Origin of the sequence: Paenibacillus sp. OSY-SE, from assembly GCF_000283315.1 — a bacterium.
Classification (GTDB): Bacteria; Bacillota; Bacilli; order Paenibacillales; family Paenibacillaceae; genus Paenibacillus_B; species Paenibacillus_B profundus.
The window spans coordinates 37,683-50,641 of sequence record NZ_ALKF01000177.1; the positions used below are offsets into that span (position 1 = coordinate 37,683).

Genomic DNA, 12,959 nt, shown 5'->3' on the forward strand with positions numbered 1-12,959 from the left:
TCCGGTTACTCCTTTAATTGATTGAAAAACGGGCTGCTGACTGTCCCCATATGTCTGATTTTCACATCCACCTTGATGTGTACGGGCAAATCGACGAACTGGCGTCTCCAATCATTCTTGATCGTGTTCCAATAACGTGGATTGCTTCGGTGGATCGCTTCCCCGAATCCGAATATATCCGCTTCTAAAGACTTCGCTTTTTTGATTGCTTGCTCCGCATTTTGTTGAATGATCTTCTCGAATTCCTGTTCCAGTCTGTTGATCGTTTTTTCTTTCGTCAGGTCCAGCTTGCATTCAACTTCGCCGATATTGGCCTCAGTGCGGATCTCAACTTCTGCTTCCGGTTTGCCGTTTCTGACCTTTCCTTTCATTTTCGATTTGGAGTGAATCACTTCAATTCCCACCCTTCCCCCCTCGGGGCAAGGCGCATTAATAATCGTGCTTTTCAACGTGTCCGTAATGTTGCTGTATCCCTTGCTTTCTCTTTCATTTAGCCAGCCGACCAGCTTGTCCTCCTGAAATACGCCAATTCCTGAATATTTTAAAAATGCAGGCGAATCGATCATTTGCACATTCTTTCTCTTGGTGCCCTCTTCCGGATCCCCTAGAATGGTAATCCCCGTCAATACCGCCTCTTTCCCGTCGCTTACAAGATCCTTAATCAGCTCATCCAGCTTCATGGCTGCGGTCGGTCCCCAAGATTTATCCGACACGTCGAGTGAATTATGCATCTTGCTGGCCGGTATTTTCTCTAATGGGGTGTAGAACGACAATATTTCTTTCGCAGTCAAATCTTTGGCTACGGCAATGTAGAAGTCGGTGCGCAGCTCGTGATCCCGCGACAAGAAATCCAACCCTTCCCTGATTCCTTCTCTGGCTAGTTCGTCCCCGATAATGAACATCCGAAGTTGGGAAAAATAAACCTTTCTCGGAGTGACCGTCGTCATTCTCCGAATGGCCTCGAACACCGTCTTTCCTTTTGCATGGTACATGGTGACCGGAGAACGCTGGCTGCCCGGCCTCTTGGTGGCCACTTCGCCCGGATCCACCACCTGGACCGACACCTCATATTGCTCCCCCGACCGATCGATGCCGAATCCCACCGCAATCGCAAGATCGTTCAATTCACGACGGCTCCAGCATCCGGCGATGAATACCAACAGAACACATATTAACAAGGCTGCCTTGCGCTTCACGGCCCCAACTCCTTTTCTGCCGATGACTCTGAAGTGCTTCATTCTCTTGATTTGGGCTTCTGATTTTCAGGAATTTGCTTGCGAATCAAGTTCTTCTTGCTGATAAGACGCGGACGCGAAAGTAAAGCCCACTGCGGCAGCCGGAATATCGCATCCTTCTGATCCGTCGGAATTAACGGCGCAAATGGACTCATATAGGGAACACCAAACGAACGCAAGCTGCTCAAATGAAGCACAATCGCGATAAGCCCGATGATGATGCCGAACAACCCAAAGGAAGCGGCCAGAATCATGAGCGGAAATCGCAGCATTCGAATCGAGTTAGACATGCTGTAAGAAGGGAACACAAAGCTGCATATGGCCGTTGTCGAGACGACGATAACCATCGCTGCCGAAATAATTCCCGCCTCTACAGCCGCTTGTCCGATAACGAGCGTACCGACAATAGATACCGCCGGTCCAATCATCCGCGGCATGCGAAGACCGGCTTCCCGCAAGATCTCGAAGGTTACCTCCATCATGACCGCCTCGATAAAGGCGGGAAACGGAACACCTTCCCGCTGCGCCGCCAGACTAATCAACAGCTGCGTCGGCAGCATTTCCTGGTGGAACGTCGTGATCGCGACGTACAAGGACGGACCGAGCAAAGCGATAAAGATGCCGATGTAGCGCAAAATACGGACAAGGCTGCTGATATCAGCGCGAAAATAATAATCCTCTGCTGAATGGAGGAAGCTGACGAACAAGGCTGGAACGACAAGAACGAATGGAGTGCCGTCTACCAGAATGGCTACCTTTCCCTCCAGCAGTTCCGCGGCAATCACGTCCGGACGTTCCGAGTTGTAAATGGTGGGGAATGGTGTGTACGTCTCATCTTGAATGAATTCTTCGATATATCCGCTCTCCAGAATGCCGTCCGTATCGATTCGGTCCAGACGCGCATGAACCTCCTTGACAACCTTGTCGTCGACGATACCCTTGATGTACATGACGGCGACGTTCGTCTTCGTTACCTGCCCGATTTGCTTCGTTTCCAACCAGAGATTCGGACTCTTGATTTTGCGCCGCAGCAAGGCAGTGTTCGTACGCAGCGTTTCCGAGAAGGCTTCGCGCGGTCCGCGTACAACGGATTCACTCGACGGTTCACTCACTCCGCGGTCTTTCCATCCTTGAGTGCCGACAGCGAGCCCCGTCGCATAACCGTCCAGCAAAATAAATGTGTCTCCCGACAATATCGAATTGAACAACGACTCAAAATCTGCGACTTCTTTGATTTCACCTACCGTGATCACATAATCTTTCAAAATTTGAACGATATTCGGTGCTGAAATTGCCGTTTCACTCATATCCAGCTGCTTTACGTCCAGCATTAACGTCTCCATAATGAAGTCGATAACAACTTTACTGTCCGCCAAGCCATCTGTATAAATAACCGCGATTTTTTGTTCACCGGTCTTGCCGATGGGCACTTCCCTTATAATGATGTCGGTGCTATTCCCGACTGTCTCTTGAATATGCTGCAAATTTGCTTGCAGGCTGGTCTGTAGCGGATGTGTTGTGGCCTCAAGCGCCTGATCCGGGGCAAGCGCTGCCTCATCGAAGTTGATTTCCATTGCTTCTCCCTTATTTAAAAAGCATTTTTGGATACATTATTTCCTTGCAGCGTCATAGATAAACTTAGGTGCCCTTCGTTCAGACAGAAGGTGCTTCGCTCCATCCGCCCTTTTGCTTCATTCTCCCCTTCCATCAGAAGGCAGCAAATCTAATAACGACTCTGGACCCCGTTAGGCTAACTGCCGTCATAATCGGCCGCTTCAAATCATGGTGAACGAAATCTGCCTTATCCTCGGTATTATCCTTTCCAACTGTATGGAGAGTTGTAAACAACGTGAAACAACCAAGAGAGCGGCTTGCTGCTGTTCTGAATAGAGGGGAGAGTGAGGCAAAGAATCGAACGGGCATACCTTCTTCAGGAAGATAGAAGACATCTTCCACCCCGAATTGTACAAAAAAAGAACCGATAGCATATTGCTACCGGTTCACAACTGTTATTTGAGTTGATCAATCAGTTTCTCGGCCAGACGTTTATAGATGTTAGCATGATGAGTCAGGGCAAGAACCGTCAGCAGCATTCGTTCCTGCTCATTATCCACACGCTCCAGCGCCGCAATCTGTTCGTTCATCTGCATTTCAATTTGTCTGGACTGCTCTCCTTTATGTTCCAAGAAATCACGGTACACCTGCCACAAGTCGACACCGTCTTGATGAAGCGTGCTTTGGAAGAGGGTCTTAATATCTCCGATAGAGAGCGATTGCTTCAAATGATAAATAAGAACCATCTGAATGATGTGCTCGGGCGAATACTTTTTGTTTTGAGCCGGCTGCAAAATCTTATCCTTCGTATAATTGTTAATCATCGTCTTGGTCAACAGCTTGTCATCAGCGTTCCGTTTCGTCTGCTCCAACGTGTTCTCGAATAACGTAATGACCTGGTCCATATATAAATCAAGCTTCGGAATGTCGGATACTTCAATCTCCGGTGTATTCACGAGTTCCCGTAATAAGTCTTGAATAGGTTCGTTCATCATTATCTCCTCTTATTTGATCCCGTTTACGTGATCTCCGTCTCTGTTTCCCATCATCATACTACGAACTAATATATTCAAACAACATTGCGCGTGTATAATATTTGATATTTACACATCTATATTTCATGATATAATACAGTTATTACTTTACGTGGTTTTGAATACTACATACCGATATGTTCATATTAATAGATGTATCATTTAATTGGAGGGGAGATGGAAGCATGCAATTTAAGGAGCACTACAACGTTGTCTTATATGGAGACTCGATTGCCAAAGGGATTGTGTATGATGATGAGAAGGGAAAGTACTCGATGTCTGGCAACAGCTTTGCCCAAATCGTGCAGCATCGTCTCAAAGGAATGCTGCACAATGCCGGAAGGTTCGGCTGTCTGATTACAAAAGGGGCGGAGAAGCTGCAGCATGATGTGCTGAACAAGCGGCCCGACATCGTACTGCTGGAATTCGGAGGAAACGATTGTGACTTCGATTGGGGTCAAATCGCGCAGCATCCGTCCGAACAACACGAGCCTCGCACGAACTTGGATCGGTACACGAACACGTTGCGAAGCATGATTGCCACCTTGAAAGACAACGGCATTGTTCCTGTGCTCATGTCTCTCCCACCGCTTGATGCGGATAAATATTTCCGCTGGATAAGCAACAATAACGAATCTTCCGCGGCCAACATTCTTTCTTGGCTGGGCAGCGTCAGCCGCATCTATTGGTGGCATGAGCGCTATAACGCCGCCATCATTCAAGTGGCGGAGGAAATGAACACGAAGTGGATTGATGTAAGGGGAGCCTTTCTACAGGCATACGATTTCCGCAAATTCATTTGTTCCGACGGCATTCATCCGAACGAGCTGGGCCACCGTTTGATCGCCGACAAAATTACCGATTATATGAAAGCCCACTACCGCTGTCTGCTCAAATCCGTGTAACCTCCAGCCTGATGGACCAAGTGAAGCAAAAATAAATAAAAAGCGGAGGCGCCCAGGGCGTCTCCGTTTGCATTTTCACCGTATGCTATTGAACGATCGTGGCATTGCATGCTACAATAAAGAGTGGCAGCGAATCTCACGAAAGATATTATTTTATCCCAATATTATATTATCACAAAAGGGCTCGCTTGTCAAACCTTTCTCTAAAATCGTAAGCAAAGGAGCGGTACCATGAGTACGACGAAGCAAACTTGGCGTGAAGAACAACAGCGGGTCGATCGGATTGTCGGCAAGATTCACAAGCGAATGGCTGTCCTTGAGCAGCAGGTCGGCGACATCAACAAGGATATTGTGGACTTCCGTAAAACTTTCTGGGACGATGTGACCGTGAATCTAGACGAACCGGATGATGCGGTGGAGACCTATGCGAGCATGAAGCAGCAGGCAGAAGTACTGTCAGAGCGGGAACGCATTCATCGTCATGCCCGCAATCAACTGACCACGCTGCAGCGGCTTCAGGACACGCCCTATTTCGGGCGCATCGACTTCACGGAGGATGGAGACAAGAATGGAGAATGCGTCTACCTCGGCATCGGCTCCTTCCTCAATGAGAGCGGCGATCAATTTCTCATCTACGATTGGCGCGCCCCGGTGTCGAGCCTGTATTACGATTACCCGCCTGGACCAGCTCACTACGAGACGCCAGGGGGCACCATTTCGGGCACGATGGATCTGAAGCGCCAGTTCATCATTCGGGAAGCCTGTATCCGCAGCCTGTTCGATACAGGCGTAACTATCGGCGACGAGCTGTTGAAGGAAGCGCTCAGCAAACAGGCAGATGCACAAATGAAGAGCATCGTCGCCACCATTCAGAAGGAGCAGAACCGAATCATCCGCAATGAACGCAGCAGATTGCTCGTCGTTCAGGGCGCGGCAGGCAGCGGCAAGACGTCCGCCGCCTTGCAGCGGGTCGCCTACTTGCTCTATCGCTACCGGGACACGCTGCGGGCAGAGCATATCGTTCTATTCTCCCCCAACCCGATGTTCAACAGCTACGTCTCCACCGTACTGCCCGAACTCGGAGAAGAGAACATGCAGCAGACGACGTTCCAGGAATATTTGGAGCATCGGCTTGGCCAGACCTATCAACTCGAAGATCCGTCTGCGCAGATCGAATATGTGCTTACTGCGAGAAATGATGCCGACTATGGAGCACGTATCGAAGGAATTCGCTATAAAGCTTCCAGTGACTTTATGGAGGTTGTTGATCAGTATCTCACGTATCTGCTGCAGGAAAGCATGCAATTCACAGATGTAACGTTCCGCGATGAAGTGCTGATTACTGGGGAATGCATTAAGACGCGCTTCTACGCCATCGATGGCTCCTTGCCGATTCCGAACCGAATCGGACTGCTGGCCGAGTGGCTGCTTGGGGAGTTGAAGAATCTGGCTCGTCGTGAACGCAGTAAACCGTGGGTAGAAGAGGAAATGGAGCTGCTTGATAAAGAAGATTACTTGCGTGCTTTCCAGAAGCTGCAGCGGAACAAGCGCTATACCGAGGAATCGTTCGACGATTTCAGCCGCGAGCAGGAGCTGCTGGCCGCCATGATCGTGAAGGAGCAATTCCATCCGTTGCTGAAGCAGGTGAAGCGGCTGAAGTTCATTGACATTCCCGCTATTTACAAGCAGCTATTTGCGGATCCGGAATTCGCCATCTCATTCGCTCCCAACGGCGCGCTGCCGCAGCAGTGGACATCCATCTGTATGCAGACAGCCAGTAAGCTGGAACGTTCGGAACTGGCACATGAAGATGCAACGCCTTATTTATACTTGCAAGAGCGGATTGAAGGCTTCCGGACCAATACATCCGTCCGGCACGTATTCATCGATGAAGCGCAGGACTACTCCCCGTTCCAGTTCGCCTTCCTGAAGCGGATGTTCCCGCGCAGCAAGATGACTGCGCTTGGCGACTTGAATCAGGCGATATATGCCCATAGCACCGCCGGATCCGGTCTCGCACCGCTCGCTTCGTTGTTCGGGGCCGATGAGACCGAGATGTTCGTGCTGACGCGCAGCTATCGCTCTACGAGGCCGATCGTCGAATTTACACGCCGGTTGCTCGATACGGGAGAAGCGATAGAGCCATTCAACCGTGATGGCAGCATACCATCAGTAACAAAAGTCGCCGATATGTCGGAGCTAATCGACAGGATTGCACATCGTATCCACGCGCTGCAGGAGGGCGGACATCGCACGATTGCGGTCATTTGCAAGACAGCCGAGGAGAGCCGCCAAGCGTATGAGACGCTGCAAGAGTTTACGCCGCTGCGCCTGATCGGGAAAGAAACGACCTCCTTCGAATCCGGGACGCTCGTCATTCCTTCCTATCTCGCCAAGGGTGTCGAGTTCGATGCAGTCGTCATTTACAACGGTTCCCATGCACAGTACGGAGAAGAGGATGAACGCAAGCTGTTCTACACCGCCTGCACCCGGGCCATGCATGAGCTGCACATCTATTCCGTCGGAGAGTTGAGTCCCTTTATTACCGATCCTGATACGTATGCTCTTGAGTTCTGAAGCTTTCTCTAATGAAAGACAACCTTGGTCCGGAGATGCGCCGGCTGAGGTTGTCTTTTTCCTTCATGAAATCGAACAAGACATACTCCCATTCTGTTTAGGATGGCTATGATAATCAACATAGCGCGATATATACTCTGGAAATGTCAGCATCTCGCTGCCAAGTGTATATTTTCGGTCTCCTAGCCGCACAAAGCGCAAATCGAGGTGCTTGATGACACTTGGGTATATCGGGTGTATCAAATCAATAAAATCAACATCATGAAGAACGTGAGCGACCTCTTGGCCTGAGATGCCCAACCGCTCCAAGATGTTCATCGCCAAGTATCGGATGATGTGGTATCTGGGGTGACATACCGTGCAGAACAAATGGCTTTCCCGGTAATGGCGCTCGATGAAATCGGTAAGCGGGATGTCGATGCCGACTTCTCTGGTTCGCAGATCCGCCATGAAGTTCGCATACATCTGCTTTAAATCCTGAGAAGAGTAGAATTGTTCGTCTGACAATAGAGTAACGATTCGTTCTTTGCTCACTCCGCCCTGCAGTAATTGAATCACATTCTGATCTCCGTATCCGAACAACGGTTCTTTGTTGTCCGGGGTGAACTGAGGATAATAAGGCATGAAGTAAGCATTGCCAATGCTGATGCGCTTGCATCGTTCGGGAAGCCTGCTTAAAAGATACTCGGTGGACAAGTAGGGGCCGAATGCACTGCTCGTTCTCTGATAGATGAACACATCGCACTGATTCAACAAGTGATCGCCTACACCGATTGCCTGATTGCATGCTTGGATTGGAGGAACATCAACCAGCTGGTACGATTGCTGAAATGTTCTGGAGGACGCCAAATATCTGCGAATAGGAAATCCATGGCAGTTCCCAAATACAATACAGTTTTTCATTTTGCTACCTCTCCCATGACATGCCTGCAAGGGCAGAATGATAAATGAGCTCTCATTGCGGTTCAGTCCTTTCGGCAAACATGCCGAGATAGTCTTGCACCGGATTGAGAGGATAGTGACCGAAAGGTACGAGATAGGTCTCCTGTCCCAAGACGCCTCCCCACTTCATCTCGTAGTAACGAAAATACAAAGGGAACGTAACTTGATGAATATGGGTGAGAAGCGGATCTGATTTCACCGTCGACGCCCCGTCGTTATGGTGTGTGACTCCAAGGACGGTATACATGGTTTCATATCCTGCCAATCCCACTCTCCGGTACCTTAACGTAAAAGATACCAAGGATGTATTTCATGCGTTCCATCCCCTCCTCTATTCCAGAACATGGCGCTCCCCCTCTGGTGAATTCTCTACATTTAATGCAGAGCAGATGCCGCTTGTCAGGGACAAAATGCACCTTCCGTCGAAAATACCATCGCACCCCTTGCTTCCGCTAGATGAGGCATAACAATGAATGCTTGATCAGGCGGCAAGCGCCTTTTTACGATTACACGGACAATCCCCGAGTCTCTTTCCTATTCCGGTACATAGAATAATTCAGATTGTCTCTTCATGCGGTAATTCTATTAATGGGGGAATGATGAATGGCTATTGAGGATGAACATGTCCTACAGCAGAGCCAGCCTAAATTCAATGCTGGGCAGGACGAGGAAATGGAGGGGCTCAGCGCCGTCGGCAATCAAACGGATCGTACGAACATAACGGTGCATCCGGACCCGAATGTCAATCAGAATGCACTGTACGGGATTGTTGCAGATACTTCAACCAACCTGCCTATCAATAATGCAACGGTCGAGCTGTTCCGGGTGCAAGGCTGCGAATCGCTCAGTGAAGGGCTTGTCGTGACCAATGCCGAAGGGCAGTATTTATTTGCTGATTTACCAATTGGACAATATTATATCGTAGCAACGAAATCCGACTTTTTGCCAAACCAGAGCGATCAGATCCATCTAGCTGCACAGGAGTATGCCTCTGTAAACATCCACCTGAACGTCGATGAGAACGTAAATACTGGAACCGTCAGCGGGATGATAAAGGATAAGGTAAGCGGTGCACCGATTGCCGATGCGATTGTCGCTTTATATGAACTGACTGGTTCTATCGAAACGCTAACGTTAATTACGAGAACGAATGCGGCCGGATTATATATGTTCGGAAATCTTCCGCAAGGGCAATATAAAGTAAAGGCAACCGTTCACGCGGTGTCGGAGTGATTCCTATGACAATACGAGACCTTTACACACTGACGGCAAGTGCGCCTTTTTCATTAGAGTCAAGAGAAACAGAGGATATAAGTCTCCTGCTGACGAAAGTGCCGCCCAGCTTAAACACCCTCCTATCCGGAAAAGTAGTCAAAGCAGCTGGCGGAGAGCCTATCGAAGGAGCCACTATTAAAGTATTCAGTTCGGATCTGGAACCGCTCTATCACACACTGACCGATGCAGAGGGAAATTATTCATTCGTAAACGTCATTCCCCCCGGAACATACAAGGTTGCGGCCGTTGCGGAAAACTATTTACTCTCTGAAGTCAGAAGTTTCTCGATTCGAAAAAGAGTGCCTCTCACAGATAACTTTAAACTTGCATTCAATCCTTTGGCCTTTTATGGAATTATATATGGGAAAATAGTCGCTCAAGAAACAGGGGTGCCATTGTCTTATTGTACGATTGTACTATCACATCCCGATGAGACAGCTTATGCCGAAACGATAACCAATGAGAACGGAGAATACTTGTTCTACCATATACCGCCCGGCCATTATGACATCATTGCGAAGGCAACAGGACACCTCGATTCTGACACGTTCTCTGTCGAGCTTCATCCGAATGATCGGATCCAAGTCAATATGGGTCTTCGAACGGCAGCGATGGTCGAAACCGGGGCTATCAGCGGAGTTATTAAAATCAATAATTCGCCTGCATCCAGTATCCCCGTCTTCTTATACCGGAAAAAAGGGGAAGGCGAGGAAATCGTTCAAGTGCAAATGACCCAAGAAGATGGCCTGTATCTGTTCGGCGCAGTGGAGCGCGGAGAATATGTAGTGCGGGCAAAGCTGCAGGAAGGCGGCGTATATATCGAGGTTCTGTCGGTTACCTAAACCAACAAGTAGAACGGCTGAAATTGAATTCGCGTCATCCGTTCTACTTGTTCTTACATACGAGAAATGAGCACTTCATTGACAGGTCGTCTTGGACTCGGCAGCGCCTCCATCTTCGGGTAACCCATCCGGAATTGTATAACACTGTCCCAGCCGGGCTCGCCTATCATATCACGCAGCTTATCTCCGAAATAAGGAGTCAGGTTCAAGGACAACTCCCGGTTCAATCCATAGAGAGATTGAAGGACGTCTTGCGGAATCGGCCTATGTTGATCATAGGGCCCCCGGTTCATGTGGCGATGGGGAATGGCTTGATACAGCTCGAAATGAACAGGCTCCGCAGGTACGCGATGTGGGCGATATGAGCGGCGTCATGTCGTTGCACCATTAGTTTACTTGTCAGTTTCGATTGCATTCTTTCCATTTCTCTTCTGTCTTACTTCCGCCCCCATCATAACTGATTCGAATAGTTCCACTTTCCCAATTACGAATATTAATATTAAAAATACCCGTATCAATCGTGTTTCTAGTTATAATTTTGAAAATATTGATTTATTATTGCTCTAAAAAAGAAATATATAGACAAAAACACGAATATTAATTATTATGTTAATCGTGTAAATCACAACGACATACTAGAATCCGCTCAAGGGGTGTGCTTATGAAAAAAGTAGTAATGCTATTATCCATGTTGATGATGATATGTATCGGATTGCCAAGTTACGGAGCGGCAGCGGCCAGCAGCGATGACCAGCCAATCGCCGTTCAAGGCGCTATGGATGTAGAAGTATCGGCGCTGCTCAAGCAAATGGGAAGCTATCGAACGGAAACCTACGGCTCTTATACCTATTATATTGGCTTCATCGACAGTGTTCCTGTCGTCGTATCGAGAACCGAAGTCGGCATGGTCAATGCCGCCGCATCGACAACGCTGCTTATCGAGAAATATCATCCGAAAGCGATTGTTAACCAAGGCACGGCGGGCGGACACGATCCGAACCTGCACGTCTTCGATACCGTCGTAGGCACGAAAGTGATGAATATCGGAAACTATCGAACCGAACGCCTTGCCAACGGTCAAGGAATTAAGCCGGAAACGTGGATTTTTCAGGAGACTTCGATACGCGAGCATGACCAAGAAACGTCCTATGAGACCTTCTCTAGTGATCCCGAGCTCGTCAAGGCCGCTCTAAGCGCCGCTCCTTCGTACAAGCATGGCAAAGTGACAGAAGGCTTTATCGGCAGCGCCGATGTGTGGAACCGGGAAGTCGACCGGATTCAGTGGTTCCATGATAAGCTCGGCACAAGCGCAGAAGAGATGGAAGCAGCAGCGGTAGCTCAAGTGGCGCAGGCGTTCCACGTTCCATACTTGTCGCTCCGAACGATCTCGAACTCAGAAGTGTCGGGAGATACGATTGAAGATTTGACGACAGCAGGTCAATACGGGGCGGAATTCGCCGTTGAAGTCGTCAAAGCTATCGACCAACAAGTTCAATTCACTTCGCTGCCGTCGATTTATGTGAAGCAAGTCAAGCTGCGGAACCAACAGGCCGTATGGAACAGCAACGGCGAGTGGTTAGTGCCAGTACGCAGCGTAACGGAATTTATGGGTGGCCAAGTGAAGTGGGACGATGCGAAGCAGCAATTCGCCATTCAACTGAATGATGCAGAAGCTATCGTATCCCTTGCAGATGGCACGGTTGCCGTAGACGGCAAGCCGTATTCCCATACGGTGCTGAAGCAAGACGGAAGCGTCTGGGTCGATGCAGAGCTGTTTCATACCGCGTTAGGCTTAAGCGTCGATGTATTAGGCTCAGAGGTATATATTCAATAGGTTATTAATTGGTAATTACGCCATCCCTCTTACCCGGTCGTGACGGAGTGCCGCGGTCGACATCGGCTGCGTTCCGGTGATAGTATAAATACGTGTTCAGGAAACATAGGCACGCAGCGACATACCGCCCGGAACGATGATGATCCGGCTGTACGAGGAGGAAATCATAATGGCAAACCGTTCAAAAGGATTGACGCTCGTCTATACGGGTGATGGGAAAGGGAAGACGACAGCCGCAATCGGCCTGTGCGTCCGGGCCGTTGGCCGTGGCTTTAAAGTGCTCATTCTTCAATTCATTAAAAGTCCGCAGCGCACATATGGAGAGCAGATTGCCCTCGAGAAGCTCGGAGTGGAGGTCAGACAGCTCGGCATCGGATTTACTTGGACCAAGACCCCGGAGGAACACCGGGAAGCTTTCGCGAAAGCTTGGGCGGAGGCGAAACGGGAAATCACGTCAGGAAGCTACGATATGATCATCTTAGACGAATTGAACAATGCGCTGGCGATTACCAGCTTTCCGATCGATGATGTGCTGCCGTTGGCTGAGATCACCGATGTGATTCAGCAGCGTCCAGAGAAGCTGCATGTCGTCATCACCGGACGTTCGGCCTTGCCAGAAATTAATGATATCGCCGATCTGGTTACGGAAATGCAGCCAGTGAAGCATTATTATGAGGAAGGCATTCCAGCGGTGCTCGGTCTGGAGTTCTAATACAAACGCCCGGATTGCTCTTACAGCAGTCCGGGCGTCTGTATATTTT

General features: G+C 49.1%; 12 protein-coding genes. 6 read left to right on the forward strand and 6 right to left on the reverse strand.

Annotation, left to right across the window (positions count from 1 at the left end):
- Window positions 1–5: 5 nt before the first annotated feature.
- The 3 genes from A372_RS0112825 to A372_RS0112835 all read right to left on the reverse strand — a co-directional run bounded on the left by A372_RS0112825 (window position 6) and on the right by A372_RS0112835 (window position 3,784).
- On the reverse strand, window positions 6–1,196 hold the full coding sequence (locus A372_RS0112825; protein ID WP_019421255.1) for a Ger(x)C family spore germination protein: 1,191 nt from the start codon (window positions 1,194–1,196) through the stop codon (window positions 6–8).
- 38 nt (window positions 1,197–1,234) lie between these two features.
- Window positions 1,235–2,809, reverse strand: a complete 1,575-nt coding sequence (locus A372_RS0112830; protein WP_019421256.1) for a spore germination protein — start codon at window positions 2,807–2,809, stop codon at window positions 1,235–1,237.
- Window positions 2,810–3,244: 435 nt separating this feature from the next.
- Window positions 3,245–3,784 carry a DUF1836 domain-containing protein gene (locus A372_RS0112835; protein ID WP_157259539.1) on the reverse strand — a complete coding sequence of 180 codons (540 nt, stop codon included), beginning with the start codon at window positions 3,782–3,784 and terminating at the stop codon, window positions 3,245–3,247.
- Between the two features lie 224 nt (window positions 3,785–4,008).
- Between A372_RS0112835 and A372_RS0112840 the strand changes: the two genes are divergently transcribed.
- Both A372_RS0112840 and helD read left to right on the forward strand, forming a co-directional pair.
- Window positions 4,009–4,728 carry an SGNH/GDSL hydrolase family protein gene (locus tag A372_RS0112840; RefSeq protein WP_019421258.1) on the forward strand — a complete coding sequence of 240 codons (720 nt, stop codon included), beginning with the start codon at window positions 4,009–4,011 and terminating at the stop codon, window positions 4,726–4,728.
- A 231-nt stretch (window positions 4,729–4,959) separates the two neighbouring features.
- Window positions 4,960–7,305 carry an RNA polymerase recycling motor HelD gene (helD, locus tag A372_RS0112845; RefSeq protein ID WP_019421259.1) on the forward strand — a complete coding sequence of 782 codons (2,346 nt, stop codon included), beginning with the start codon at window positions 4,960–4,962 and terminating at the stop codon, window positions 7,303–7,305.
- A 63-nt stretch (window positions 7,306–7,368) separates the two neighbouring features.
- Here the strand turns inward: helD and A372_RS0112850 are convergent, their stop codons facing one another.
- Both A372_RS0112850 and A372_RS0112855 read right to left on the reverse strand, forming a co-directional pair.
- Window positions 7,369–8,208, reverse strand: a complete 840-nt coding sequence (locus A372_RS0112850) for a WcbI family polysaccharide biosynthesis putative acetyltransferase (protein ID WP_019421260.1) — start codon at window positions 8,206–8,208, stop codon at window positions 7,369–7,371.
- Window positions 8,209–8,260: 52 nt separating this feature from the next.
- Window positions 8,261–8,512: a hypothetical protein gene (locus A372_RS0112855; RefSeq protein ID WP_019421261.1), complete on the reverse strand. Its 252-nt coding sequence runs from the start codon at window positions 8,510–8,512 to the stop codon at window positions 8,261–8,263.
- 338 nt (window positions 8,513–8,850) lie between these two features.
- Here A372_RS0112855 and A372_RS33855 point away from each other — a divergent pair, with 338 nt between their 5' ends.
- Both A372_RS33855 and A372_RS0112865 read left to right on the forward strand, forming a co-directional pair.
- Window positions 8,851–9,480, forward strand: coding sequence for an MSCRAMM family protein (locus tag A372_RS33855; protein ID WP_019421262.1), 630 nt, complete (start codon window positions 8,851–8,853; stop codon window positions 9,478–9,480).
- A 5-nt stretch (window positions 9,481–9,485) separates the two neighbouring features.
- Window positions 9,486–10,364 (forward strand): MSCRAMM family protein, encoded by an 879-nt coding sequence (locus A372_RS0112865; protein WP_019421263.1) that lies wholly within the window; start codon window positions 9,486–9,488, stop codon window positions 10,362–10,364.
- Window positions 10,365–10,417: 53 nt separating this feature from the next.
- On the opposite strand, the gene A372_RS37345 is transcribed toward A372_RS0112865, so the two are convergent.
- Window positions 10,418–10,573 carry a hypothetical protein gene (locus A372_RS37345; protein WP_157259540.1) on the reverse strand — a complete coding sequence of 52 codons (156 nt, stop codon included), beginning with the start codon at window positions 10,571–10,573 and terminating at the stop codon, window positions 10,418–10,420.
- A 452-nt stretch (window positions 10,574–11,025) separates the two neighbouring features.
- Here A372_RS37345 and A372_RS35450 point away from each other — a divergent pair, with 452 nt between their 5' ends.
- Window positions 11,026–12,198 carry a phosphorylase family protein gene (locus A372_RS35450; RefSeq protein WP_019421264.1) on the forward strand — a complete coding sequence of 391 codons (1,173 nt, stop codon included), beginning with the start codon at window positions 11,026–11,028 and terminating at the stop codon, window positions 12,196–12,198.
- A gap of 169 nt (window positions 12,199–12,367) precedes the next feature.
- A complete protein-coding gene (gene cobO / locus A372_RS0112875; RefSeq protein ID WP_019421265.1) occupies window positions 12,368–12,910 on the forward strand; it encodes a cob(I)yrinic acid a,c-diamide adenosyltransferase in 543 nt (180 codons plus the stop codon).
- Window positions 12,911–12,959 lie beyond the last annotated feature (49 nt).

What these genes read in the sequence shown, in the direction of transcription:
- A372_RS0112830 (WP_019421256.1), bottom strand. Translation starts at nt 2,809, where the DNA reads ATGGAAATCAACTTCGATGAGGCAGCGCTTGCCCCGGATCAGGCGCTT.
- A372_RS0112835 (WP_157259539.1), bottom strand. Translation starts at nt 3,784, where the DNA reads ATGATGAACGAACCTATTCAAGACTTATTACGGGAACTCGTGAATACA.
- A372_RS0112840 (WP_019421258.1), top strand. Translation starts at nt 4,009, where the DNA reads ATGCAATTTAAGGAGCACTACAACGTTGTCTTATATGGAGACTCGATT.
- helD (WP_019421259.1), top strand. Translation starts at nt 4,960, where the DNA reads ATGAGTACGACGAAGCAAACTTGGCGTGAAGAACAACAGCGGGTCGAT.
- A372_RS0112850 (WP_019421260.1), bottom strand. Translation starts at nt 8,208, where the DNA reads ATGAAAAACTGTATTGTATTTGGGAACTGCCATGGATTTCCTATTCGC.
- A372_RS33855 (WP_019421262.1), top strand. Translation starts at nt 8,851, where the DNA reads ATGGCTATTGAGGATGAACATGTCCTACAGCAGAGCCAGCCTAAATTC.
- A372_RS0112865 (WP_019421263.1), top strand. Translation starts at nt 9,486, where the DNA reads ATGACAATACGAGACCTTTACACACTGACGGCAAGTGCGCCTTTTTCA.
- A372_RS35450 (WP_019421264.1), top strand. Translation starts at nt 11,026, where the DNA reads ATGAAAAAAGTAGTAATGCTATTATCCATGTTGATGATGATATGTATC.
- cobO (WP_019421265.1), top strand. Translation starts at nt 12,368, where the DNA reads ATGGCAAACCGTTCAAAAGGATTGACGCTCGTCTATACGGGTGATGGG.